The organism is Lentibacillus halodurans (assembly GCF_900112045.1).
Taxonomy (GTDB): Bacteria; Bacillota; Bacilli; order Bacillales; family Amphibacillaceae; genus Lentibacillus; species Lentibacillus halodurans.
In genome coordinates, this window is the sequence record NZ_FOJW01000005.1 from 153524 (window position 1) to 179053 (window position 25530).

Here is a 25530-nt window from a genome sequence, read left to right on the forward strand (position 1 = left end):
ATGGCTAAATCAGAAAACATCGTATGGCATGAATCGAAAGTAACGAAAAAACACAGGCAGCAATTAAATAACCATAAGAGTGCTGTTATTTGGTTCACCGGCTTGTCGGGATCTGGTAAATCCACGATATCGGTTGAATTGGAAAAAGAGCTGCATAGCATGGGCGTGTGCACGTATCGTCTGGATGGTGACAATATCCGACATGGGTTGAATAAAAATTTGGGATTCAGTCCGGAAGACCGCCAAGAAAATATTCGCCGTATCGGGGAAGTGTCCAAACTGATGGTGGATGCGGGATTATTTACATTATCCGCTTTTATTTCACCGTATCGCGAAGACCGTGATGAAGTGCGTAAATTAGTGGAAGACGGCGAATTCATTGAGGTATTTGTCGATGCCAGTGTGGAAACGTGTGAGTCACGCGATCCAAAAGGGCTTTATAAGAAAGCACGTGCCGGTGAGATCAAAGGCTTTACGGGAATTGATGCCCCGTATGAAGCACCTGTCAATCCGGAGATCACTGTGGATACGGATAACCTGAGTCTCGAGGAGTCGGTTGAAGCCATTGTGACATATTTGAAAAAGAAAGGATATTTGGAATAATGGCTGACGTGAGTTTGAAGACGCTGCTCGATATTTCAATGGAAGCCGGTCGTGAGATTTTGGATGTTTATCAGCAGGATATTTCAGTTGAGACAAAGTCGGATGATTCACCGCTGACGGAAGCTGATCAGCGTTCACATCAGACAATTATGCGTGGGCTTCAGGATGCTTATGAGTCGATTCCTGTTTTGAGTGAAGAAGGGCGTGACATCCCATATGCGAATCGAAAAGATTGGACGGTATTTTTCCTGGTAGATCCATTGGACGGTACGAAAGAGTTTATTAAGAAAAATGGTGAATTCACGGTCAATATTGCGTTGATCGAGGACGGCTATCCGGTCATGGGTGTCATTTATTCCCCGGCATTGGATACGTTTTATTTTGGTCGCGACGGGCTTGGAGCGTTTAAACTGGAAAACGCATCACGAATAAAGGTGACTGAAGAAGGTGCGTTGATCAAGCAAAGCGTTCGGTTACCGATTGTTGAATCGGGGGATGTTGTCCATGTGGTTGCGAGTCGCTCCCACATGTCAGAAGAGACTGAGGCATTTATTAACGATATACGTAAGAACCAAGAGGTTGATGTTGTATCTGCCGGCAGTTCACTGAAATTTTGTCTGGTGGCAGAAGGAAAGGCCGACTATTACCCGCGCTTTGCCCCGACCATGGAATGGGATACCGGAGCCGGACAGGCGATTGTTGAAGCAGCGGGTGGAAAAGTGCTGAGGTATGAGGATAATGAGCGGTTTTATTATAACCGTGAGGATTTGAAGAATGGGTGGTTTTTGGTGAAGCGGTTAGAGTAATGCGTCTATACTTACGTAGAGACTCATCATAACGAAATTGTCGCATTCTACATTATGCAGAAAAAAGTCGATATGATCAATCATGAGAAGTCACCAATTGTCGACAATGAAATAGAAGACTTCCTCGCCAATAGGAACTTGAATCAGATCGCTACTTCAGATCATAAGGAAGCCTTTGCCGATTCGGTTTATGTCATCATTTCCATACCGACCAACAGTGATCCGGATTAAAACTACTTGACACATCAACAGTGGAATTAAGGTGAAGGGCATTGAGGTGGTTGTATACGAACCAGCACTAAAAAAAGAGGAAACATTTTATAACTCTCGTGTGGTGAATGACTTTGATGAGTTTAAGAACTTGTCAGATGTCATCGTGGCCAACTGCATGACGGATGATTTGAAAGATGTTGAGGAGAACGTTTAGATACGATTTATTTAGTCGGGATTGATTTACTAGCGTTGCATTAAATTTTCAAGTAGAAATTAAGCAATATATATTATACCTTGAAATGTAAGCGTATTTATTATAAACCGCTCTAAACTTAGGATTGTAGGTATCAAAAATTCACCAAAATAATCATAATATTAATAATTGATATAAATTTCTGTTATATTTTGTGTAGGCTATAATTAAGGTGTTCGAATTTTTCCCCGATATTTGATGAAAGGAGAAATTTTATGTTAAAAACCATCACGATGCAGCATGTTGCAACGTTTGGCGATAAACCAGAGCATTTAAACGAATTAAAAGAAATAAATTATATTTATGGTAGTAATGGTTCTGGTAAAACTACTATTTCAGAGTTTTTGAGAAATTCAGATGATCCAGGAGACTGTAGAGTTACTTGGAAGGCAGCATCTCAGGGCGTATTAGTTTATAATCGAAATTTTGTTGAGGAAAACTTTTCCTATACTGACGAATTAAATGGTATTTTCACTTTGGGAGAAGAAAGTACTGAATTACATAAAAGAAAATTGGAATGTGAAAAGAAGCTTGATGATTGTTCTTCTGTATCTACAGTTGCAATTTTGAAATTTTTGAAGCCATATAAATTCAACGTATCATTTATTCGTTGTTCCGTGAAGCGGATCTGCCATATCTGATATAGTAGTCTTTAGATGTCAGATTTCTGATTCCAATAACAAACGGGCAGCATTTATAGATTAACCAAAATACAAACGCACTCCCATAACAATTAATAAAATGGAAAGCATTTGGATGATAACTTTACCTGAGATTTTTTTGGATATACTTACACCTAAATAAGCACCTATTATAATACCCAATCCACCCCATAACACTGTCAGCCAATTTACATGACCATAGAAGATTTGCATTAAAACCCCTGTTGATGTATAAAGACATAATGAAAAAATCGATGTGGCGGTAGCGCTATGTGCCGGAAAGCGGAAAATGTAAATTAAAATTGGCACAAGCAACCAGCCGCCGCCGATTCCTAAATAGCTTGAAAGTATTCCTAAGAAGAATCCAATTGGCAGGAACCACTTGGTATTTAAAAGTGAAAGGTCAACATTTTGTTCATAAGTTGCCGCCATTTCGTTTTTATTCTCAGATATAAAATTTTTTATGAACAAAAATATTCCTAATGATACAAGTGCAGTAGCAAAAACCCAAAAGAATGCTGTGGATTCAGATGATTGAAATTTGAGTACCCATACCCCGGCTAAAGATCCGGGGATAGCCCCCATTCCAATTTGTATTCCTGCTTTATAATTTATTCTGTTTTGTTTGGCATATCCTATTACCGCTGATAAAGCGTTAATAAGTACAATAACCAACCCTGATCCTGCGGCAATGGCAGGTTTCATGTTAAAAAATATTAAAAGGGCGGGGACAAATATAAACCCTCCGCCTGCTCCAACCACTGTTCCATAAGATCCCGCCAAAATACCTGTAATCAGTAAAGCAATTGATGTCGTTACGGTCATTTATCTCTCTCCATGTTTTGTTTTTCTATCTTAATTTAACAAAACAGATGAAAAGTGTATATTTAAATAAAGTCATAGGTTATAACGAATAGGAATATCTAATGACGGATAAAGTTAACAAATGAAACCACATTATTTTTGTAAAACCGCTGATTTTTACGCACTAGCCATAAATCGCGTTTTAAGTTTGTATGACGTATAGAAACTTCTTTAAGTATTCCTTGTTTAAGTTCCTGAGCTACCGTTAATCTTGAAACAATACTTACCCCAAGGCCCGCCTCAACAGCACTTTTAATTGCTTGTGTGGTTCCCAGCTCCATGTAGTTGTCAATTTTATCAAGTACGTTATGGTCTTTTAGAATTTTTTCGATCATTGATCTTGTGCCGGAAGTTGTTTCTCTCCAGAGCATTCTTTCGTAAGTAATCTCTTCAATGGCAATCTCCTCAAGGTTACGCCAGGGATGATCAGGTGGATGAATTAAAACTAATTCATCGTCTGCAAAACTTTCTGCCAATAAATCTTCGTTCTGAATAACGCCCTCAACTAATGCAAGGTCCAAAAGATGATTTGCTAATTCATCTAATATTTTGGGGGTGTTGTTAATGCTTAAAGATAATTTAAGCTCGGGGTTTTTCTTTTTAAATTTTCCCAATAGACTTGGCAGCAAATATTCTCCAATCGTATAACTAGCTCCTACAGTAAGTGTTGTATTGGCATGGTCAAGTTTTTCTTGAATAGACTCCTGCGATCTGTTGTACTCACTAACAATCGATTTTGCGTAAGGATAAAGAATTTCTCCGTTTTCAGTAAGTGACAACCTGCCGTCCTGTCGCTCAAATAACAGAGCGCCATATGCGGTTTCCAAATGCTGAATTTGTTTGGTAACAGCCGGCTGCGAAACAAATGACAACTTTGCTGCTTGACTGACACTGCCCATATCAACAACTAAGCAAAACATTTTAAAGGTCTCTATATTCACGTGAAGTCCCCCATTGTAAACGTTTAGTCAATTCAATTAAATAGTTTTTTATAATTTGCACAGTATTTAGCTTATCATATGGAAAAAGAAAGTAAATAGATCCAGATCTCCGGTTCCGGGGAAATGATGTACATCTGTAAATCTTTTAATCTTAACTGTCCAAATTTAATAGGAAAAGCAATTTTCATTATTTTTACATGCAATTTTGGAGTTATTTGCTCACTGAACGTCACTGAAGCGCACTGAGCTTCACTGAGGTCACTCAGTTCATGAAATCGGATTTGTCAGTAATCAGAAGCTTTTATAGACTATATTTAGTTCATGCGCATGGATATAACAATTCGTTTAATTATTCTTAAGAACAATAAAGGAGTGATTTTAAATGTCTCGAAAATCTGCTAAAAAAGGACAGAAACAACGTCGTATCATCGACACCGATATACACGAAAGGGCGACTTATGCGCAACTTGTCCCTTATTTAGATAATCCGTGGAGGCGATATATAACAGATAACTACTGGATACAGGAAAAACATATGCCATACACGCAGCCAACTGTTGCTGGTGTCGATCGGGCAGATGCTGTAACCCCGGACGGTGGGGCTGCAGGAACGGATCTGGGTTTTATGCAACAACAATTACTCGATGCGGAGGGGCATGAATACGGTATTTTAACTGGAGCATTGGATCCATCTCCTTCCTCAATGCACGGTTGGTATGAAATGGGAGCTGCTTTAGCAACCGCTTATAACAATTGGCAAATTGAAAATTGGCTTGAAAAGGATGACCGTTTATATGGTTCCGTACATATTGCGGCACAGGATCCACAGAAAGCTGTTCGTGAGATTGAACGGGTTGGGTCTCATCCTAAAATGGTGCAAATACTACTTCCGATTGATACAAAAACGTGGGGAGATCCGTATTATCATCCTATTTTTGAAGCAGCCGAGCGTCATAATTTATCAATTGGTATGCACCACAATGAGCCGCCTACACATTTCGGGGGCTGGCCGCGTTATTTCATCGAGTGGCATACGATGTTGCCAACGGCGCATATGATTGAAGTCTCCAACATGGTGTTTAACGGTGTGTTTGATAAATTCCCTGGCTTGCACCTTGTCATGATTGAGGGTGGGTTTACGCATGCCCCACATTTGATGAAAAAGATGGATCAGCAGTATAAGGAACTTCGTCACGAAATTCCTTGGGTAAAACGAATGCCTAGTCGCATCATGCAGGAACATGTCCGTTTTACAACACAACCCGTTGAAGAATTAAGCCGAAAAGAATTTATGCAGTATGTGGATCAAATGGGATCGGAGGATATGGTCTGTTTTGCAACGGATTATCCACATTGGGATTATGATTCACCACTTCAGGCACTTCCTAAACTTGATGAAACGCTGGAGGAAAAAATTTATTCAGAAAATGCGAGGGCTTCCTACCCTAAATTGCCACAAATGAAAGGGAGTGTTGTAACATGAGGAAAGTTGTGTGTGAAAAGGAAGATATCCATCCCGGCAAAATGAAGAGTGATTCACTGGGGATGATCCCGATTGTTGTTTGTCGCACAAAAGACGGTGAATTTTACGCATTTGCTAATAGATGTCTGCACCAGGGTGCACCACTTTCAGAAGGTGCCTTATGCGGTGATACAAAACGTACGGATGTTCACGGGAAATATGAATATATTAAAGACGGCGAAATCCTTCGTTGTCCGTGGCATGGAATTGAGTATGACATCAAAAATGACGGTTGCATGCTTGCCGATCCGCAACAACAATTACGCAGTTTCAAAGTCACGATTGAGGATGACCATGTGGTTGTATACAAATGAATCTGCCTGAGGATGTATGAGGTGAACGTATGAAAAAGATGTTTATTAACGGCGAATGGGTTGAAGCCTGTTCAGGAGAAACACGAGAAATTCTAAATCCTTATAATCAAGAAGTCATTGCAACGGCTGCGGAAGGCAACGAGAAGGATGCGAAATTTGCAATTGCAGCCGCTCGAAAGGCTTTTGACCATGACGAATGGTCTCATTGGCCGGCTCATGAACGTGGTAAAAAGGTTCATGATATTGCGATATTGATTGAGCGTGACCGTGAAGAATTGGCTGAGCTCGAATCACTCGACACCGGTAAAACAGTTGAAGAAAGCCGCGGGGATATGGATGATATCGCAGGCGTTTTCCGTTACTTCGCTGAAATGGCTGACAAAGACGGCGGCGAGATTATCGAATCCCCTATTCCAAATTCAACCAGCAAGGTGGTTCATGAACCTGTGGGCGTCTGCGGCCAGATCACGCCGTGGAACTATCCATTGCTGCAGGCTTCATGGAAATTGGCGCCGGCACTGGCAGCAGGCAACACACTTGTGATGAAACCAAGCGAGATCACACCGCTTACGTCGATTAAAGTGTTTGAACTTATGGAAGAAGCCGGTGTTCCAGCAGGAGTTGTTAATCTGGTGCTCGGACCCGGCGATTCCGTTGGTGCAGAGCTTTCGACTAATGACGATGTCGATCTGATTTCATTTACTGGTGGGATAGAAACCGGCAAGAAAATCATGCAGGCAGCCAGTTCCAATGTGAAAAATCTGGCACTCGAACTTGGCGGTAAAAATCCGAATATTGTTTTTGCCGATGCTGAATTCGAAACAGCTGTTGACCAGGCGATGAACGCGGTATTCTTCCATGCCGGACAAATCTGTTCTGCAGGAGCCCGCCTGATCGTGGAAGAAAGCATCCACGATGATTTTGTCATTGCGCTTGTCGACCGCGTAAAGAACATCGAACTTGGCAGCGGTTTTGACGAATCTACCCAAATGGGACCGCTCATTTCAAAAGAACATTTAAATAAAGTGGTCAACTATGTCGAAAACGGCAAGCAGGAAGGTGCAACTGTCGCTGTCGGCGGTGAAAAGCCCGGCAATCCGGAACTGCAAAACGGATTTTTCTACCTGCCGACTGTATTGACTGATTGCACGACTGATATGAATGTTGTGCAGGAAGAAGGCTTCGGCCCGGTTATTACCGTGGAAAAATTCTCGACCGAAGAGGAAGCGGTCCGTCTGGCTAACGATTCCATTTACGGGCTTTCCGGCGGCGTCTTTACCAATGATATTGCTAAAGCTGAGCGCTGTGTTGCGAAAATGCGGATGGGCACTGTCTGGATCAACGACGTGAACCTGTACTTTCCGCAAGCACCATGGGGCGGCTATAAGCAATCCGGAATCGGGCGTGAGCTCGGCAAAACAGGGTTGGAGGAATATCAGGAAACCAAGCACGTTTATCGTAATCTAAAACCAATTCCCATTCATTGGTTTTAGAGATGTTCATTTAATAAAGAATAAAACACAAGGGTGATGACCATGCAACATACAGAGGGATCGAACCCCGTTTCGGACAACGCTTATATTTATGCGTGTTCAAGTTCAGAGCTTGAAGAAGGTGACCTCATTGAATGTGAAGCAGGGAAAGACATAATCGTTGTTGGCCGGGGAGAAGGGAAAGTTTATGCGATTGACGGAATTTGCACGCATGAGCATTCTGAGTTAGTTGGTGGAGAACTGGATGGAAATTGTTTAACGTGTCCGCTGCATTTTGCCTGTTTCGATATTCGTGACGGTTCTGTGCTGGAAGGACCGGCAGATACCCCGTTGCAAGTCTATGAGGCTATCGAAGCTGACGGGGCCGTATGGGTTAGGTATGAAAGGGGGGGATGAGGTGTCTGATGTAGAGACCACAGTCATTACTGGAGCAGGGATTGCAGGCGTTCATGCTGCTGAAAGCCTGCGAAAAGAAGGCTATCAAGGCCGGATTGTGCTGATGGATCGCGATCAGCAAATACCTTATGATCGCCCGCCTCTGTCAAAAGATTGGATGACCGGGGAGAAAGATGATGAACGTATTTTATTACGAGATCCTAGTATCTATGAACAATTGGATATAGACTTGAATCTCGGTGTTGAGGTGACAGGCATCGATCCCGTCCATAAGACCATCGATACGAAAGATGGTTCTTCCTATGAATGGGATAAACTCATGCTCACGACCGGTTCCAAATTACGCACCTTGTCAATAAACGGAGATGATCTTAAAGGCATTTTTTACTTACGACGAATGGCAGATGCCATAGCCATGAAACAACATATGAACAATGTGGAGGATGCCGTGATCATCGGTGCCGGTTTCATCGGGGCTGAACTGGCTTCTTCTTTGAAACATTTAGGAATCAACGTGACGATTGTGGAAAGGTCCTCCTACCCAATGGAAAATATCTTCGGCCGGCAAATATCGGAATACTTTCTGGATTTGCATCGCCGTCACGGTGTCGACGTGATTACAGACGATTCTATCGGTCAGTTTAACGGGGAGACAAGCGTGGAAGAAGCGGTGACCGTCGAGGGACGACGAATTCCATGCCAAGCGGTCATGATAGGCGTGGGGGTGACGCCAAATACGGAGGTTTCGCACCCCCAATTACAGATAGAAAGGGGCTATGTCGTTAATGAATACGGCGAGACATCGGTCCCTGACATTTATGCGGCAGGGGACTGTACGTCATGGCCATACAACGGAATGCCCATTCATATAGAACATTGGGATCATGCTGTCAGCCATGCCAAGACGGTTGCCCAAAACATGATTCATCCCAAATAGGCCCCCTATAAGTACACACCGTACTTTTGGTCGAATCAATACGGCAACCGTTTCCAATATTTCGGGCATGCCAAAGTATGGTCCAACACTGTTATACGGGGATCGATACACTCGAATGCGTTTACGTATTTTTTTCTGGATGATCAGAATATCGTCCAAGCCGCGTTTATTTCCAATCAACCGAAAAATGCTCTGTCCGTAAGACGAATGATTCAGCAGCAAAAAGCCATAGATCCAGAGGCTTTGGCAAATGAAAGTGTAGCATTGAAAAAAATGCCACGTATGTTGGAATGAATAAACAAGTGGTTATTGTAAAAAGCTTTATGGTTGCCCTTATTTCCAATGTGAGCTGATTACATCCAGGCTAAATCTATTCTTTGCTTCCAAGCCTGTTCAGCCGTCACCGGAAGAGGTTGCCATTAAACATCGGATTGATGAGATCTATACCAAATTTCCATTTTGGGGTTCACGCAGGATTGCCAAAAGATTAAACATGAATCGCAATAGGGTACAGCGCCACATACGTGAAATGGGCATACAAGCCATTTATTCAGGCCCTAATCTAAATAAACGCAACCTGGAGCACCGATCCTGGCAAAAAATTTAATACAAAGAAATTTAGAAAATATAAGTTATGGAAAGGATGATAACAAACACCATGATATCATTATCAAAGAAATGGGTTACGCTCATAAGTATTGGTATTGTATTAATGTTGGTGGGTTGTCAAGAAGAAGCCAGCGTAGAAGAAAGTAATGACGCAACCGAAATTGAAGAAATTGTGGGAATTGAGCCGGGATCGGGAACAATGGATATCGCCCAAAAAGCAGTTGAGGGCTACGACTTGGGTGTTGATCTAACGTCAAGTTCAGAAGCAGCAATGTTATCGGACTTAAAACGTGCGATTGAAGATAAAGAACCGATCGTCGTTACCCTTTGGCAGCCACACTGGGCGTTTAAAGAATATGACTTGAAATTTTTAAATGATCCAAAAGAAACACTGGGTGAATCTGAAAACATACATACGATGGTCAGAAAAGGTCTTAAGGATGAACATGCTTCTGCTTACCAATTATTGGATAACTTTCACTGGGAAATAGAAGACATGAATGAGGTTATGTCAAAAGCTAGAGAAGACGATGTGGATCCCCGCGAAGCAGCTGCGGAATGGATTGAAAACAATCGGGATGATGTTGACTCTTGGATTGAAGATATCGAACCAGTTGAAGATGAGACAATCGAGCTGGCTTATGTTAATTGGGAAACAGAAACCGCATCAACGAATGTCGTTGCGCTTGTTCTTGAAGAATTGGGCTACGACGTCGAATTGGCGATGGTTGATATGGGTATCGCATTTCAAGCACTTTCCGATGGTGAAGTTGATGGTATGTTAATTGCCTGGCTCCCTGTGGGTGCAGCTTCCTATTATGAAGAATATAAAGACGAGATCGTCGACCTCGGTCCGAATTTGGAAGGCGCTCAACAAGGTTTTGTTGTACCAGAATATATGGATATTGATAGCATCGAAGATTTACCAACTAAATGAGTTGTCAAAAAGACTACCTACACCATTTAAGTGGGTAGTCTTTTTTGGCGTTGTTTTATCGTTTGATTCTTAATATTTGAACAAAACTCGGAAATGCCTGCGTTAGATGATTCACTACGCAAAAACTCTAAGATTTTGCCGAAAATAGAGTGGTGAAGGGCAAGTTAGTTATTAAAAGATACATTCCGATGACATTCCCAGCTCAACTTCATTCCTATACCCCCATCAACATGTTAATATGGTGGTAACACGAAGCAAACGAAAGGGTCGGCTTTATGGCGACGGCGATGGATTATAATTGCCCTTACGAACTTATATGGATTGGTCCACAAGGATAAAGTTGTTGAGATATACAATATGCAAAACGATGAAAAGGTTGAAGCAGCGGATGTAGACGACAAAGCAAACAATCATGTGGCTGAACTTTGTTGAATTACATGGAGATTATTTTGTACAAGAAGCGATTATGGAATTTGATGAATTCGAACAGGAATTGGAAAACGCCAGGGCAAGCCATTCTACATCCCGAACCAAAAAGAGCTGTTGAAATACAAAGATGAGATGTATTTTGAACGGACGAAGGAATATCGGGCATTGAAAAAATATGTACAACGGCATTTTTTTAATGGGAATATGTCCAAAGCGGAGATGTTGTGTGACGATATTCATGATGAATGTGAACTTGGTTTTCCTTGGATGATATCTTCCAGCCATTTGAAAGGCAGGGCATTGTATTTGAAAGTGAGAACCAGGTACAGGAAGTGATGGAACTTGTGATGGATCTGTCCAATAACGTCCGATTGTGGGAGAATAACGGGTTGACTCCCCATGAATTGCACAATCGAATCGAACGGCCGATGATGACCCTGCTGCCTGATGAGCCTTATCACGTGATGGTCGATCCGGGAATGAGCCAGAACACCAGCGCTGCACCAAGACAAGACGGAAAAGCTCGGGAAATTAGAAAAAACCGTGGGACAAATTTATAAAACCAGTTATACATTTGATGACATTATCGGGGGCGATAACGGTTTAAAAGAGTCTGTTAAACTTAGTAAGAAAGCAGCACATTCAAATTTAAACATCCTTATTCAAGGAGAGAGCGGGACAGGAAAAGAGTTATTTGCTTATGCTATCCATCATGAAAGTCCCCGATCTGACTATCCGTTTGTTCCTGTTAATTGCGCCGCTATTCCAATTTCATTACTTGAAACAAAGTCGGCAGTTTAGCCGAACAGGAATTAGATGTTCAAGTAATTACAGCAACAAATAAAGACCTGGGAAACATGGTGAAAAAGAAAAAATTTAGAGAGGATTTATACTATCGCTTAAACGGAGTACAAATAACTCTTAGGCTTCGAGGAAGGAACTTTTACTGATTCAAAGAAAGTGGCAAAATTGGATTATTTGAATTAGCCAATATATCGGTACTCTTTTTTTAGACTTTCGTATGGTGGGCAGCTTTGGATTGTACAGTAGAAGATTCCATCGTAAAGCCCAACAAATCTTAAGTTTACATTCATTCATGAGAATGAGAACCAAATAAATTTCATTGCTTCTTGAGAAGAAGCGAAAAAAGAAAACGTACCGTCAACGGATGATAGAAGCATTTGAAAAAGATCCATTTGAATGTCCCTGTTGCCATATAGAGATGGAACTTGTAGGCATATGGCATGCTGACTATGGATGGATCTATCATTACATGGAAGAAATCGAAAGGGAAAGAAGGAGGAGATATGGAATTGGCAAACCAAAGAAAGCAGGATAAATCCTCAATAGAAATAGATAAGCGGTTGGAAGAGGAGGATCCATTTGGATTGGATGAAGATATGGAAATCGTCTTATTCAAATGTTTAGACTGTAATGGAACCGATGAAGTCCCGGAGTATATCATCGGTGAATTTAGTGTGGATAAAAGTAAAGGGGGAGAAGTGGAACTTCATTGCCCCCACTGCAATGGCACTATGATTAGAGCGAGAAATATCCCAAGTGATTAATTCTTACTTGGGACGTGATTTAGTCGAGTTAGCGATTTTGTTCTTTCTGTTCCAACTTCATCAATTCTGGATTTTAAATCGCTTAGGCAATAAATGTGGGGCGTCAATTTTAGTCATGCCTCTTTATCCACTGAATATCTCTCCTCAATAAAATCAATAAAGGTTTTGACCACAGATAATTTTGTATCTTCTTCTCTATAAAAAGTCCAAAGCTTCCTCAATATAGGCTCTCCATTAGACATGGTTAAAGGGTATATATATAAGTCATCTTTGAGGTCATATTCTTCTAGGCAATACATCGGTAAAATCCCATATCCTAAACCTTTTATAACCAATTTCTTACATGTTTCTAAATTGCCGACTTCCATACTAATATTCGGAGGTTCTTTAAAACGATCATTCCACCACTTTTCTACTATTAATTTGGTATCAGGCCCAGATAAATGTCTGATGCTTGGAAGTTCAGGTAATTCATCTATAACGATTGGGTTTGCCGAAACAATACATACTTCGTCCTCGCTCATTAAGATTTTTGATCCTTCCCAGGGATAGTTTCCTCTAACAATACCGATATGATCTTCTTCCTCCCGAAAGCTCTTATATACATTTGTACTCCACGCCGTATGCACTTTTAATTGAACATTTGGATATAGATCATGGAAATCTTTCAAAAGGTCAGGAAGTTCAAAATCCGCAAAATTACTTGAAACACCAATTCTTAATTCCCCACTGATTTTATCTTTGGTATCCTTCAATACATCTACTAATTTTTGGTATTCAATTTTCATTTTTTGTGCGTACTCCACTAAAAGCCTGCTTTCTTTTGTAAAGCTTATGTGCTTTTTTCCTTTTACGTACATCTTTATACCTAGCTGCTTTTCTATGAGTTTTAAACGGTAGGTTAGGGCTGGCTGTGTAATAAATAGTTTCTGAGCTGCACGGCTAATACTGCTCTCTTCGTAAACGGCTAATAATATATCCCAATCTTTTTCGTTCATTTTTTGGACGCCCCCATCATTTAGTGCGTGTATGTTATAAATAAATTTTTATTAACTTAAAAAAATATGAAATTTACTTAATGAATTACATCATTTAATCTGGAAATCAATAAAGTAAGCGTAATCAATTTTTGTTAATTTGATAGTGCATTTAAAAGTCTATATTATTATTATACATGAAATAGGAGAGATTTAATTGAATAATGAATATATCATTAGCCACACGGATTACATTGAGATGGGAACATCAATACTTGAAAAAGCCGGGGTGCCTAATAAACACGCTTTTATCTTGATGAATAATTTTTTGGATTGTGATGAAAAAGGAATTTTTACTCACGGGTTTATTAGATTACCAACGTATCTAAAACAAATGGAAAGAGGAAATATAAACCCCCGGCCGGAAATTAACTTTTTAACCAATGATCCAATCGTAAATTTACTGGATGGGGAACATGGCTTAGGGGCTGTGGTAAGTTATTATGCAATGCAAAAAGCAATAGAAACAAGTGAGGAATATGGGATTGGTGTTGTGGGCGTAAGGAATAGTTCCCACTTTGGAGCTGCGGCCTATTACACGGAGATGGCATCAAACGCTAATCAAATTGGGATAAGTTTTACAAATGCTTCTCCAGGAATTGCTCCCACTGGAAGTGTGAAACCATTACTCGGTAATAATCCCTGGTCTATATCTGTTCCCACTCATAACGCTTACCCAATTACAATGGATATTGCAAACAGTGTTGTTGCCAGGGGGAAAATTCGAGTTGCCAATGCAAGAGGTGAAAGTATTCCTATCGAGTGGGCATTAAATAAATTCGGCCAGCAGACAACGGATCCAAAAGAAGCATTAGATGGAGGGGCTATATTACCGATTGGCGGTTACAAAGGATATGGGATAACCTTAATGATAGAGATGTTGACGGGAGTTCTCACTGGTTCCGGATTTGGTTACCAAAACGCTGCGGTTGAAGCAGATGGCAAAAGAAGAAACGGTCACTTGTTTATCTCATTAAAAATTGAAAAGTTTATGGAGGTTGCGGAGTTTAAAGGTAGAGTAGATGTTTTACTTGATATGATAAAGTCTTTGCCGAAAATCGATGAGGATAAAGAAATATTTCTTCCGGGGGAAATCGAGTGGAACCGAAAATCCCGATTAGAAAAAGGCACCGTTAAAATTAGTGAAGAGATATATGCAGTGATGAAGGAATTATCTATTCAATATACAGTTAACATGCCAACTATCAAAACGGAAATAAGCAATCCAAACATATGATCAGGGGAGAGAGTAAATGGATACTTTAAATTTTATACCAACAACCTGTATTTCAGATAGCATGAACGGTTTAAATAACTTGGATTCAGCTATTAAGCCATTAAAAGAGGATCATTTGTTATTTGGCCCCGCCTTTACAGTAAAAATGCCTGTTGGTGACAATCGTGTTGTATTAAAAGCTATTAAAGAAGCTAACCCAGGAGATGTGCTTGTAATAGATGCCAAAGGAGATGAGTATAGAGCGATTGCAGGTGATTTTATTATAGGTATGGCCAAAACACTGGGAATAGCCGGGATTGTGACCGATGGCGTGATTAGGGATATTAGAGGCACTAAAGAATTGGATTATCCGGTTTTTTGTAAAGGAACGACGGTAGCCGCCAGTGGGAAATCCGGCTGGGGAGAAATGAATACACCTATCTCCTGTGGAGGGGTTTCCATTCATCCAGGTGATTGGGTTGCAGGGGATACAGATGGAGTAGTCGTAATCCCGAAAAATAATAAAGCTTCAATTATGAAATCAGCTTTAGAAAAGCTCACCAACGACCAAGAAAGGGAGAAAACTGTTTCCGGTGACATTGAAGCTATTAGAAAATACTTGGAAAAATTTTAATGTTTGTTATAAGAATTGCTGCTTGTAAGTTAGCCTGAAAATGAAAGCGCATAACAAAATCAGATAAAGGGAGCGAGCAATGGACAGAATTATTGCCAAGACCAAGAGTAGGGATTTACGAAATTACCTTTTTAAAGAGGAAAATTATTAAATGGAGGGGTTTAGAAAATGAAGAGAAAAACGTTGCTGTTGCTGATTGGTATCATATTTGCGAGTATTTTGGCAGCATGCGGGAATTCGGATGAGGCTGCGGGAGGAGGAGCGGATACATTTTATGAAGGTGAAACGCTGGAAATTCTAATTCCATTCAGTGCTGGCGGCGGAACGGATAGTCTATTCAGATACTTCCAGGATTATTTAAATGAATATGTTGACGGGAACCCCAGCATTCAGGTGGAGAATGTTCCAGGAGGCGGAAGTGTCATTGGAGCAAACGAATATGTTGATTTAAGAGAACCGGATGGACTGACAGCCCTGGCAACCAGTGCTTCCACTAAAATTCCCTTTTTGATTGGGCAGACAGAGGTAACTTATGATTTGAGAGAGCTTCAGCCTATAGTTGGGATGCCAAATGGGGTTGTGTTATACACATCTCCCGATAGTGGGGTAACTAATGGTGCAGAACTGCTTGATCCACCTCAAGAAATGGTACTTGGAGCCACAAGTCCTACTGGGATAGATGTCATGACGTTATTGGCATTTGAAGTGTTAGGTATCGACGACCAAGTCGAAATTATTTTTGGATATGAGGGAGCAGGAGCATCCAGACAAGCTTTTGAACAAGGAGAAACGAATTTGGACTATCAAAGTGGCACTTCCTACCAAAGTAATGTTCAGCCATTGGTAGATGATGGAGAAGCTGTGCCACTATTCACATACGGATTTATAAATGCAGAGGGAGAAATTGTTGCAGACCCTGCTTTTCCTGATATTCCAACCGTGAAAGATGTGTATGTGGAAGTATATGGTGAAGAACCTTCCGGGGAAGCATGGGAAGCTTATAAAGCATTTGTTGGAGTGGCGAATGGGATGCACAAAACCCTCTGGCTTCACGGTGATGCCCCAGAATCAGCAGTACAGGCATTGAGAGAAGGGGTAGAAAGTGCAGTAGCAGACGAAGACTTTAAGAAAGGCGCTGATGAAGTATTAGGTAATTACGATCCATTGGTTGGTGAAGACCTTGAAGCAAGTGTAGATGCTTTAGCTAGTATTGAAGATGAAACACTGCAGTGGGTTAGTGACTTTTTGCGAGAAGAATATAATGTCGAGGGTTTAAGAGAATAATAGAAGTTCAGACGGGTTTAGTTTCTATAGGGAAACTTATAGAAACTAAACCGTTTTGAGGGAGTTGATCAAACGTGGCAGCGACCGCAATCGAAGCATTAGTAACTGTGCTGGATCCCCTTAGAATCATGTATATGTTTTTCGGGATTTCAGTTGGTATTATCATCGGTTTTCTTCCTGGCCTTGGTGGACCTGTAGGGATGTCGATCTTGCTACCATTTATATTTGGAATGGATCCCTATACTGGGATGGCTTTGTTAATTGGGATGACGGCTATTGTCCATACAGGAGATACATTCCCATCTGTGTTGTTGGGAGTTCCAGGGTCTTCAGGTTCACAGGCTACCATTATGGATGGGTACCCGCTTGCTAAAAAAGGAGAAGCGGCCAGAGCTTTAGGTGCTGCCTTTTTCTCTTCTATAATCGGTGGAGTTATTGGAGCGATCGTACTTTTTCTTGCAATTCCGATTGGCCGCCCGCTCATGCAGGCTTTTGGCTCCCCTGAATTGTTTATGTTATCTATTTTAGGTTTGAGTATGGTAGGGACACTTGCTGGAAATTCACCTGTACGCGGTATTTTGGCTGGCGCTATCGGTATGCTTCTTGGGACGATAGGAGGGGCTCCTGGAGTTGCCGAATATCGATATACATTTGACTGGCTTTATCTAACGAATGGTCTTCCCCTTGCTGTTTTTGCGCTCGGCTTATTTGCCCTTCCTGAAATGATTGATCTTTTAGTGAAAAAACAAAGCATCTCAAGTACAGGGAAATTAGGAGGAAGTCAATTACAGGGTGTGAAGGATGCTATAAAAAACAAATGGCTGATCTTCCGAAGCGGTGTTATGGGGGCAGTAATAGGTTTTATTCCCGGGCTGGGAGGAAGTGTCGTTGACTGGATCAGTTATGGTACTGCTAAACAGACACTAAAGAACACGGAAAACTTCGGGAAAGGAGATATTCGCGGTGTTATCGCCCCGGAAGGTGCAAACAACGCCAAAGAAGGTGGAGCTTTGATCCCTACATTGCTATTTGGAATTCCCGGAAGCGGTACCACAGCAATTTTGTTAGGCGGTTTGATACTTCTGGGTGTACAAGCCGGACCGAATATGTTGGAGGGGGACCTTCCTGTCACAGTATCCATCGTTTGGACGCTGGCATTAGCTAACATATTTGGCGGTATTGTTTGTATCCTGCTTGCTAAGCAAATATCTAAAATTAGTATGATTCAAGCTGATAAACTTGTTCCTTTTCTTATTATTATCATGATGATGGGAGCATACCAAAGCACCCGCCACTGGGGGGACTTAATCTTCTTTATTGTTTTAGGACTGTTTGGCTGGGCAATGAAGCATCTTGACTGGCCGCGGGCACCTTTGCTTGTTGGTTTTGTCCTAGCGTTGCCCTCTGAAAGATATCTGCACCTTTCTATGTCGAGGTACGGTTTCGAATGGCTTTTTCATCCATCGGTTTTAGCTATAGGAGCCGTTATTATTCTCTTGTTAGCCGCAGGGGTTTATATGAGAAGGATAAGTAATCGCGAAATGCAAAAGGGGGAAAAGTCCTGATGACTAAATCCGCATTATCCATTGCTTTTTCAGCAGGATTGTTTTTGGTATTGATTTGGATGGCGTGGGAAGCAGCAAACTTTCAGGAATTAGCGAGTTATTTCCCCTTTTATATCTCCCTGATTGCCATCGTTCTAATTGTTGTTGACTTGATTACTCAACTGAGGAAAGTAAGAAAGAAAGAAGTTGATGATAAAGACGAGATAAGTAAAAAAGAGACTGGTGCTGTAATTAAGTATATTCTTTGGTTTGTCGGCTATCTGTTAATGATGCTTTTAATAGGTTTTCTTATTGGGACATCTGTCTTTTTGCTGCTGTTTTTACTATTGGAAACCAAACTAAAGCTAATAAAGGCAGTGCCTATTACAGCGCTTACTATTGCAGTGATTTTACTTCTGGGCCGTATAATGAGTTTGGAATGGCCTAGTGGGATGATCGGTATATAATAAGCGGTTCAAGGAGGGCAATTGTGAAAAATATTCATGTTTTAGCTGCTACGGGGATGCTGGGAACAGGCTTTTCAGAAGCGAGCTTTGATAGGGCATTAAAAAATAATCCCAGTGTTATAGGGTGCGACGCAGGTTCTACCGATCCCGGACCACATTATTTAGGGCATGGAACCCCGATGGTATCAAGGGAAGCGACCAAACGAGACCTTACAATCATGATAAAAGGTGCATTGAAAAATAATATCCCTCTCTTGATCGGCTCTGCCGGGACAGCAGGAAGCAATGTTCATGTTGATTGGACAGTCGACATTGTGAAAGAAATCGCGAAAGAGGAGAATCTTTCATTTTCACTGGCTGCCATTTATTCTGAAATAAGTCAGCCGAAATTGATCAATGCTTTTCGGAAAGGAAAGATAAAGCCTTTAAATAATGCGCATGATCTTTCAGAGGAAAGTATATTACACTTATCGAAAGTTGTAGGGCAAATGGGGCCGGAACCATATATAAATGCGTTAAATCAAGGGGCGCAAGTTGTTGTGGCTGGCCGTTCAAGTGATACTTCCATATTTGCTGCTGTGCCAATCAAAGAAGGGATAAATCATGGCATTGCTTTGCATGCTTCCAAAATTTTGGAATGCGGCGCCGGATGTGCAGAGACAAGAATACATCCCGATTGCATGAGCGCCTGGATGTATGATGACCATTTTATTGTAGAACCGCCAAATCCAAAAATGAAATGTACACCAGTTAGTGTTCTGTCTCACTTGTTATATGAGAATTATGATCCTTACCATTTATATGAACCAGGTGGCATGTTAAACACCTCTGATGCACACTATGAAAGTTTTAACGAGCGTGGTGTAAAAGTAACAAACAGCGAGTTTGAGCCGGTATCAATGTATACAGTACGTTTAGAAGGCGTAGAACATATAGGGTATCGAAGAATTGCAATAGCTGGAATAAGGGATCCATTCATATTAAGGCAGCTACCAAACTTCCTTGAGGAATGTAAAAATGTGATTAGCAAAAAAGTCAAAGAAAGCCTGAATATAGAAAAAGAAAATTTTAAGATTTTATTTCGTATTTACGGCGATTCAGGCGTAATGGGTGAATTGGAACCCTTTCAAGGAAAGATGAACCATGAAGTTGGATTGTTGACAGAAGTTATTGCCGATTCCGCAGTTAACAGCCAATCGATTATGTCCATTGCGTGGCACACGATGCTGCACCATCCAATTAAAGAGTGGTCAGGACTCGTTAGCCAATTGGCATTTCCTTTTTCACCCCCTGATTCTGATATGGGTCCGGTTTATCGATTTGGACTAAACCATATAATGGAAGTGGAAGACCCTCTGGAGCTTTTCGAAATGAACATTTCCAGGTTATGAGCTTTTGCTGAAATGATTGGAGGATAACATGCAAATTGGAGAAATGGCAAAATTAATTCGTTCGAAAAATGCTGGTCCATTTTCAATGACAATTGATATTTTATTTGAACATGAATCTTATTATGATAGAGTTAAGAATTCGCCTGATTTTAATGTTGATACAATTGCAAACGTTTATAAATTAAATAGTGCCGATATCGACATTTATACTTGTGATCCTATTCTTGCTATCAAAATATCATTTAATAGACCAGTTATCTCCGGGGACATTGGAGATACCGATGTCTTTGGCGGTCAGCAGCACGGTCCTATAGTTGATATGGAAATCCCTGACCGAAACAATGCCAGCTATTAAACGAGGTGATTTTAGTGGCGCAATTTTCTGTTCCATGTGCAGTCTACCGTGGGGGTACAAGCAGAGGGTTATTTTTTAATGAGAAGGATCTTCCAAAAGATGATGAGCTTCAAAAACAAATTTTTATGCAGGGTATTGATGCGTATAATCCATCGCAAATTGATGGGATGGGGAATGGCACATCTCACACAAGTAAGGTTTGTGTTATTTCCAAATCCAGTTTGGAGGAGGCGGATATAGATTATACCTTCTACCAAATTGGAATAGGAAAGGAATCCGCAGATAGTGAAGGAACTTGCGGGAACCTGATGGCTGCGGTTGGAGCCTTCGCAGTGGACGAAGGTCTTGTTAATTATGATCCAACTGAACGGGATGTAAAGGTTTCTGTTTATAATACGAACATAAATAAGTTATTGCATATATCCGTTCCTGTCGTAAATGGTAAAGCAAAAGTAACGGGAGATTTTATTATGCCTGGCGTGGTCCAAAGCGGAGCAAAGTATTCTGTCAGTATCCTGAAACCAGGAGGCGGACAAACAGGCAAAACTTTACCATTGGGGAATAATTATCTTATTAAAACCAAGCTAAAAGAATACAATATTTCATTTGTTGATGTTATTAACCCATTTATTTTTATTTCTTCTGATGAATTAGGAATTAGCGGAATAGAATCCAATGCTGATTTATCAAAAAATGAGCACTTTCTTAATGAGTTAGAAGAAATCCGTGTACGTGCTGCTTTGGCGGCAGGCATGTCTGAGACTCTTGAGGAAGCAAGACAAGTCGGTTCGATACCCAAAGTGGCTATTGTAAGCTCTCCACAAGAATACCTCACGTCAGAAGGTGAAGTAATCAAAGAGGAGAAAGTAGATATTGTTTCCAGGATGGTTTCCATGGGGAAGTTTCATCGTACATTTGCTGCCAGTGGTTTATATTGCTTAGCAGCTGCTACCCTTCTCTCTAATACAATTCCAAATAAACATTCAAAGATAAATGACAGAGGAGAAGCGCAGTCTTTGCGAATTGGACATCCAGAAGGGGTAGTTGAAGTGAAAGCAGCTTTAACTGAAGATGGCCGAGATGTTTCAGTAGTAGGTTTAGATAGAACGGCAAGAAGGATAATGAAGGGTGAATTGTTTATACGAGAAACTGTGTAGTCCTCAGTAAATGCAGTTTGGTGTTTTACCTTTTCTTGGGAGATATGTATTTTACTACAGAGATATACCATAAGAAAAACTGAATTACTAACGGTCATGTATTCATAATTACATTAAAAGGCGGGTGAAAAAATGAAAACAGTTATCCTGGATGATTGGGAAGAATATATGAAAAACCATCCATCATTAGGACGATTACAGGACTTTTCTGATGTCACTGTTTATACGGATAAGCCATCCTTTAATGAATTAGCCGACAGATTACAGGGTGTCGACACGGTAATTCCGATACGTGAGCGAACCCGATTTACCAAGGAATTGATTGAAAAGCTTCCGGATTTCAAACTAATCGCTCAGACAGGAACCGGCGTCGCTCATTTGGATATGGAAGCCTTGAAACAAGCGAGAATCCCAGTTGCTACAACACCCGGGGGATCGACAGGAGCGGTAACCGAATTGACCTTTGCCTATTTGCTTAACCTTATAAAAAAAGTTACTGCGACAGATCGGGCGATGCAAAACAATGCATGGCCGGAAATCATCGGGACAAACCTTAAGGGAAAATCCCTTGGTATCATTGGACTGGGAAAGATCGGCCGTTCTGTAGCCAATATGGCCAAGGCTTTTGGAATGAATGTGATGGCGTGGGGACCCACATTAATGGAAGAACGAGCGAATACAGAGGGGGTACAATATACAACCTTACCTAATTTGTTAAGATTATCAGATGCTGTTAGTTTGCATGTGCGCTTGGTACCTGAAACCACCCATTTGCTGCAAGAAGAGCATTTTGCAATGATGAAACCTAGTGCTGTTTTGATCAATACATCTCGTGGCAGGGTAATAAAGGAACAGGCACTCATTCAAGCCCTGCAAAACAAAGAAATAGCAGGGGCAGGATTAGACGTCTTTGAAAAAGAACCGCTGCCATCAGGCCACTCTTTTCGAAACTTTGAAAATGTCCTTATTACACCCCATATTGGGTGGAAGACAGAAGAAACATTTACTAATTTCCTGAATGGATCGATTGATAACATTCATCAGTTTTTTGTAAATAATGAGCCTCAAAATATTTTTAATCAAGAAGTTCTTGAAAAATGAATGGCCACTCAAGATTTTTGAATCCATGCATGTTAGGAATGATTAATTCTTTTGGGGCAAGTATGCTAAAGAAAGCTTTTGAAAAATGGAAGACTTTTGGATTCAAAAATGCGGACGATTATATTTTACGTTTACAGCATGTATTTAGAGATGAGTCAAGTTTAGGTGGGAAATACAGGAAAATCCGGGGATACTCATTGGCATTATTGGCCCTCAATCATTTCACTAACTGATGAGGTTAATAATATCGAAAAAAGTTACTAAAAGGACCCGTCAATCCCGATAAACTGTTGTGCGTGAGATGTCAAGAGTCCTGGCACTCCTTCTAATTTTAAATCCTTGTTGTTTCATTTTATAGAGTTCTACATATTCTACTTCTCCAACTTGTTCTCCAAGTTATATTTGTCACGTTTAATACTTTCATATTGATAGAAGTATTTCCTTAGTATGGTAGCTGATTACAATTCTATCTCTTTATACTTCATTAATATTTCATCGAATCGGTCTCCTTTGTATTGATCACAATTATTGGAATACATTTAGTTTTGCGTTAAAGTCAGAAAGATCATGGGTAGATCCTACATGTCTTGTTATGCATGTCCTCAATTTATTTTATGTTTAATTTAAAAAATTTTTAATGATTATTGACAAAATCGAACAAAAATATCATAATTAAACATGATAAATGTTAAAAGTAAACATAGGGCAGGGAATAAAATGTTACCACTAGAACGAAGAAACTGGTTAGAACAACAAATTTTGACGCATGGAAAAATTGATATTGAAGACTTATCAAAGCAATTAAATGTTTCGTCTATGACAATAAGAAGGGATTTAAAAGAACTTGAGAATGAAAATAAAGTCATTCGTACACATGGAGGAGCAATTTCGCCTGACTCTTTAATAACAGAAGTTCCGTATTCTTCTAAAAAGGGGAAAAACATTAATGAAAAAAGATCAATAGCCTTGCGAGCATCTTCAATCATCAAGCAGGGGTCTACGATTATATTAGATTCGGGAACTACTACTTTAGAACTTGCTAAGTTATTAAAAAGTCGAGATGACTTAACTATTGTAACAAATGATATAAAAATAGCGGGAGAGCTAGTAAGTAGTCTGAATAAAGTCATTGTAACCGGCGGTGAGATGCAAAAAGAATTAGGTACATTATTCGGTGCTGTTACACAGCAAATTTTAAAAGTTATTCACGCAGATTTATTTTTCTTGGGGGCACATGCGGTAGATATTAATCATGGTGTTACTGCACCGACATTTGATAAGTCACTAATTAAACAAATGATGATTGATGCTTCCCAAGAGACTTGGCTTTTAGCAGATTATAGTAAATTTAGCAAAAGGGCATTTTCAAGTGTTTGTTCTTTTAGTGATTTAGAAGGCTTAATAACCGATTTGAATATAGACTCATCCTTAAGTTACCAACTTGAAACCAAAATCCCCGTATTATATGGAGGTGAGTCATGAATGAGAGTTGGCGTGGTTGCCGATGATTTAACTGGCGCAAATGCAACAGGTGTAAAGTTATCAAAACAAGGTCTATTCTCAGCTACCTTTTTAGGAAATGAAACAATACCGGATAAAGATGAAGAAATGGCCGCTTGTATTGATACCGATACCCGTTATGTTTCTTATGCTATTTCTAAGAAGCGTGTGCAAGAGGCACTTATAAAGTTCCGAAATTGGAACGCAGATTTAATTTGCAAAAGAATAGACAGTACTTTACGTGGAAATATTGGGTGCGAGTTAAACAAAATGCTTGAAACATTAGGGAATGATGCAGTAACCATTGTTTCTCCTTCATATCCAGAGTCTGGGAGGGTTACGATAGGTGGTTTTTTATTAGTGGATAACATGTTGGTACAGGATACAGATGTTGCAAATGATCCCGTTCAACCACTAAAAAGTTCTTATGTTCCACATTTATTGGAAGATCAAAGTAATCAAGAGGCGGCATTAATAACCCTTCAACATATTACACAGGGTAGTGAAGTTATTCAATCAGAGTTAGAAAGGTTCATCTCAAAAGGCTTTCGCGTCATTGTTTGTGATGCTATATCAGAAAAACATATTGATGATGTTGCTTATGCAATGTCAAAAATTAAAAGTAATAAATTAATTCCTGTGGATCCAGGACCATTAACTAGCTGTTATATCAACTACGAACGAAATAAAGAGGGACATAAAAAAACTAAAAATCTTATCACAATTGGAAGTGTTACATCTGTTACAACTGAACAAATCAAATATCTATTAAAAGAACTGAAAATCCACCCGATTATAGTTCACCCTGATAAATTAGCAACTTTCTCAAACTTGTGGGAGAAAGAAGTTAACCGTGCTGTACAAGAAGGAGAAAAATTACTGGGGACTCAATCATTCCTCTTAGTCACTACGAATACACCGGACCATAATAATATCGTTGATTTAGCTAAGACTTCAGCGGTGGAAGGTGTTTCTAAAGACCTATTAGCAAAACGTATTACAGAGGGATTAGCGGAGATATCAAGAAAACTTATTGTTAAATCTAATAATAAAATTAATAAGTGCTTATTTAGTGGGGGAGATGTTACAGCCTCTTTTTGTGAAATTGTCGGCGCAAACGGCATAGACTTAAAAGATGAAGTTATGCCATTAGTAGCATATGGTCAACTACTTGGAGGTGAATTTGATAGCCTTTCTGTTGTGACAAAAGGGGGGATGGTCGGCGATCACACTGCACTTTTCGATAGTATTAAATTTTTGCAATCATTAGCTTAATAAAGATAAGGAGTGTTTCAAT

At 40.2% G+C, this 25530-nt stretch carries 29 protein-coding genes and 2 pseudogenes; 28 read left to right on the forward strand and 3 right to left on the reverse strand.

What is annotated here, in order from left to right; genetic code table 11:
- From cysC to BM195_RS07640, 5 genes and pseudogenes are all read left to right on the forward strand, one after another.
- A complete protein-coding gene (cysC, locus tag BM195_RS07625; protein WP_090236072.1) occupies positions 1-603 on the forward strand; it encodes an adenylyl-sulfate kinase in 603 nt (200 codons plus the stop codon).
- Positions 603-1409: a 3'(2'),5'-bisphosphate nucleotidase CysQ gene (gene cysQ / locus BM195_RS07630; RefSeq protein ID WP_090236075.1), complete on the forward strand. Its 807-nt coding sequence runs from the start codon at positions 603-605 to the stop codon at positions 1407-1409. Before cysC ends, cysQ begins: the two co-directional genes overlap by 1 nt.
- A 54-nt stretch (positions 1410-1463) precedes the next feature.
- Positions 1464-1640: a hypothetical protein gene (locus tag BM195_RS18060; RefSeq protein WP_139223985.1), complete on the forward strand. Its 177-nt coding sequence runs from the start codon at positions 1464-1466 to the stop codon at positions 1638-1640.
- A gap of 25 nt (positions 1641-1665) precedes the next feature.
- A pseudogene (locus BM195_RS07635) lies at positions 1666-1861 on the forward strand (UDP-glucose 6-dehydrogenase); the annotation flags it as partial.
- A gap of 229 nt (positions 1862-2090) precedes the next feature.
- A complete protein-coding gene (locus BM195_RS07640) occupies positions 2091-2516 on the forward strand; it encodes an AAA family ATPase (protein ID WP_090236077.1) in 426 nt (141 codons plus the stop codon).
- 60 nt (positions 2517-2576) lie between these two features.
- On the opposite strand, the gene BM195_RS07645 is transcribed toward BM195_RS07640, so the two are convergent.
- Complete coding sequence (locus BM195_RS07645) at positions 2577-3362, reverse strand: sulfite exporter TauE/SafE family protein (protein WP_090236079.1); 786 nt, start codon at positions 3360-3362, stop codon at positions 2577-2579.
- A gap of 98 nt (positions 3363-3460) precedes the next feature.
- A complete protein-coding gene (locus BM195_RS07650) occupies positions 3461-4342 on the reverse strand; it encodes a LysR family transcriptional regulator (RefSeq protein ID WP_090236082.1) in 882 nt (293 codons plus the stop codon).
- 382 nt (positions 4343-4724) lie between these two features.
- On the opposite strand from BM195_RS07650, the gene BM195_RS07655 reads away from it, so the two are divergent.
- The 12 genes and pseudogenes from BM195_RS07655 to BM195_RS07700 all read left to right on the forward strand — a co-directional run bounded on the left by BM195_RS07655 (position 4725) and on the right by BM195_RS07700 (position 12547).
- Positions 4725-5825 (forward strand): amidohydrolase family protein, encoded by a 1101-nt coding sequence (locus BM195_RS07655; protein ID WP_090236086.1) that lies wholly within the window; start codon positions 4725-4727, stop codon positions 5823-5825.
- The gene (locus BM195_RS07660; protein ID WP_090236088.1) at positions 5822-6178 is read left to right on the forward strand and encodes a Rieske (2Fe-2S) protein; all 357 of its coding nucleotides are present in this window, start codon (positions 5822-5824) and stop codon (positions 6176-6178) included. The genes BM195_RS07655 and BM195_RS07660 overlap by 4 nt, the downstream gene beginning before the upstream one ends.
- A 29-nt stretch (positions 6179-6207) precedes the next feature.
- Positions 6208-7671, forward strand: coding sequence for a betaine-aldehyde dehydrogenase (gene betB / locus BM195_RS07665; RefSeq protein WP_090236091.1), 1464 nt, complete (start codon positions 6208-6210; stop codon positions 7669-7671).
- Between the two features lie 42 nt (positions 7672-7713).
- Positions 7714-8067, forward strand: coding sequence for a Rieske (2Fe-2S) protein (locus BM195_RS07670; RefSeq protein ID WP_090236094.1), 354 nt, complete (start codon positions 7714-7716; stop codon positions 8065-8067).
- 1 nt (position 8068) lies between these two features.
- On the forward strand, positions 8069-9004 hold the full coding sequence (locus tag BM195_RS07675; protein WP_244535699.1) for an NAD(P)/FAD-dependent oxidoreductase: 936 nt from the start codon (positions 8069-8071) through the stop codon (positions 9002-9004).
- A gap of 33 nt (positions 9005-9037) precedes the next feature.
- A pseudogene (locus BM195_RS18520) lies at positions 9038-9298 on the forward strand (oxidoreductase C-terminal domain-containing protein); the annotation flags it as partial.
- Positions 9299-9422: 124 nt separating this feature from the next.
- On the forward strand, positions 9423-9611 hold the full coding sequence (locus BM195_RS19125) for an IS3 family transposase (protein WP_425283901.1): 189 nt from the start codon (positions 9423-9425) through the stop codon (positions 9609-9611).
- Between the two features lie 51 nt (positions 9612-9662).
- A complete protein-coding gene (locus tag BM195_RS07685; RefSeq protein WP_090236099.1) occupies positions 9663-10550 on the forward strand; it encodes a glycine betaine ABC transporter substrate-binding protein in 888 nt (295 codons plus the stop codon).
- Positions 10551-11242: 692 nt separating this feature from the next.
- Positions 11243-11539 (forward strand): hypothetical protein, encoded by a 297-nt coding sequence (locus BM195_RS18420; protein WP_211772914.1) that lies wholly within the window; start codon positions 11243-11245, stop codon positions 11537-11539.
- Positions 11523-11780 carry a sigma 54-interacting transcriptional regulator gene (locus BM195_RS18830; protein ID WP_211772915.1) on the forward strand — a complete coding sequence of 86 codons (258 nt, stop codon included), beginning with the start codon at positions 11523-11525 and terminating at the stop codon, positions 11778-11780. Before BM195_RS18420 ends, BM195_RS18830 begins: the two co-directional genes overlap by 17 nt.
- A 26-nt stretch (positions 11781-11806) precedes the next feature.
- A complete protein-coding gene (locus tag BM195_RS19130; RefSeq protein WP_211772917.1) occupies positions 11807-11929 on the forward strand; it encodes a sigma 54-interacting transcriptional regulator in 123 nt (40 codons plus the stop codon).
- Positions 11930-12223: 294 nt separating this feature from the next.
- Positions 12224-12547, forward strand: coding sequence for a hypothetical protein (locus BM195_RS07700; RefSeq protein WP_244535700.1), 324 nt, complete (start codon positions 12224-12226; stop codon positions 12545-12547).
- Positions 12548-12660: 113 nt separating this feature from the next.
- On the opposite strand, the gene BM195_RS07705 is transcribed toward BM195_RS07700, so the two are convergent.
- Positions 12661-13545 (reverse strand): LysR family transcriptional regulator, encoded by an 885-nt coding sequence (locus BM195_RS07705; RefSeq protein WP_090236106.1) that lies wholly within the window; start codon positions 13543-13545, stop codon positions 12661-12663.
- 196 nt (positions 13546-13741) lie between these two features.
- Here BM195_RS07705 and BM195_RS07710 point away from each other — a divergent pair, with 196 nt between their 5' ends.
- From BM195_RS07710 to BM195_RS07765, 11 genes are all read left to right on the forward strand, one after another.
- Positions 13742-14821 carry an Ldh family oxidoreductase gene (locus BM195_RS07710; RefSeq protein ID WP_090236109.1) on the forward strand — a complete coding sequence of 360 codons (1080 nt, stop codon included), beginning with the start codon at positions 13742-13744 and terminating at the stop codon, positions 14819-14821.
- Between the two features lie 16 nt (positions 14822-14837).
- The gene (locus BM195_RS07715; RefSeq protein WP_090236113.1) at positions 14838-15434 is read left to right on the forward strand and encodes an RraA family protein; all 597 of its coding nucleotides are present in this window, start codon (positions 14838-14840) and stop codon (positions 15432-15434) included.
- 168 nt (positions 15435-15602) lie between these two features.
- Complete coding sequence (locus tag BM195_RS07720) at positions 15603-16718, forward strand: Bug family tripartite tricarboxylate transporter substrate binding protein (protein WP_090236115.1); 1116 nt, start codon at positions 15603-15605, stop codon at positions 16716-16718.
- A gap of 74 nt (positions 16719-16792) precedes the next feature.
- Positions 16793-18283, forward strand: a complete 1491-nt coding sequence (locus tag BM195_RS07725) for a tripartite tricarboxylate transporter permease (protein ID WP_090236120.1) — start codon at positions 16793-16795, stop codon at positions 18281-18283.
- The gene (locus tag BM195_RS07730) at positions 18283-18729 is read left to right on the forward strand and encodes a tripartite tricarboxylate transporter TctB family protein (RefSeq protein WP_090236122.1); all 447 of its coding nucleotides are present in this window, start codon (positions 18283-18285) and stop codon (positions 18727-18729) included. Before BM195_RS07725 ends, BM195_RS07730 begins: the two co-directional genes overlap by 1 nt.
- 23 nt (positions 18730-18752) lie before the next feature.
- Entirely contained in the window at positions 18753-20120 is a 1368-nt protein-coding gene (locus BM195_RS07735; RefSeq protein WP_090236124.1) for an acyclic terpene utilization AtuA family protein, read from the forward strand.
- Between the two features lie 28 nt (positions 20121-20148).
- Positions 20149-20475, forward strand: a complete 327-nt coding sequence (locus tag BM195_RS07740; RefSeq protein ID WP_090236127.1) for a DUF4387 domain-containing protein — start codon at positions 20149-20151, stop codon at positions 20473-20475.
- A 14-nt stretch (positions 20476-20489) separates the two neighbouring features.
- Positions 20490-21632: a PrpF domain-containing protein gene (locus tag BM195_RS07745; protein WP_090236130.1), complete on the forward strand. Its 1143-nt coding sequence runs from the start codon at positions 20490-20492 to the stop codon at positions 21630-21632.
- 132 nt (positions 21633-21764) lie between these two features.
- Complete coding sequence (locus tag BM195_RS07750) at positions 21765-22733, forward strand: D-2-hydroxyacid dehydrogenase family protein (protein WP_090236132.1); 969 nt, start codon at positions 21765-21767, stop codon at positions 22731-22733.
- A 717-nt stretch (positions 22734-23450) separates the two neighbouring features.
- Entirely contained in the window at positions 23451-24215 is a 765-nt protein-coding gene (locus tag BM195_RS07760; protein WP_090236138.1) for a DeoR/GlpR family DNA-binding transcription regulator, read from the forward strand.
- Positions 24216-25508 carry a four-carbon acid sugar kinase family protein gene (locus BM195_RS07765; protein WP_090236141.1) on the forward strand — a complete coding sequence of 431 codons (1293 nt, stop codon included), beginning with the start codon at positions 24216-24218 and terminating at the stop codon, positions 25506-25508.
- Positions 25509-25530: the final 22 nt, after the last annotated feature.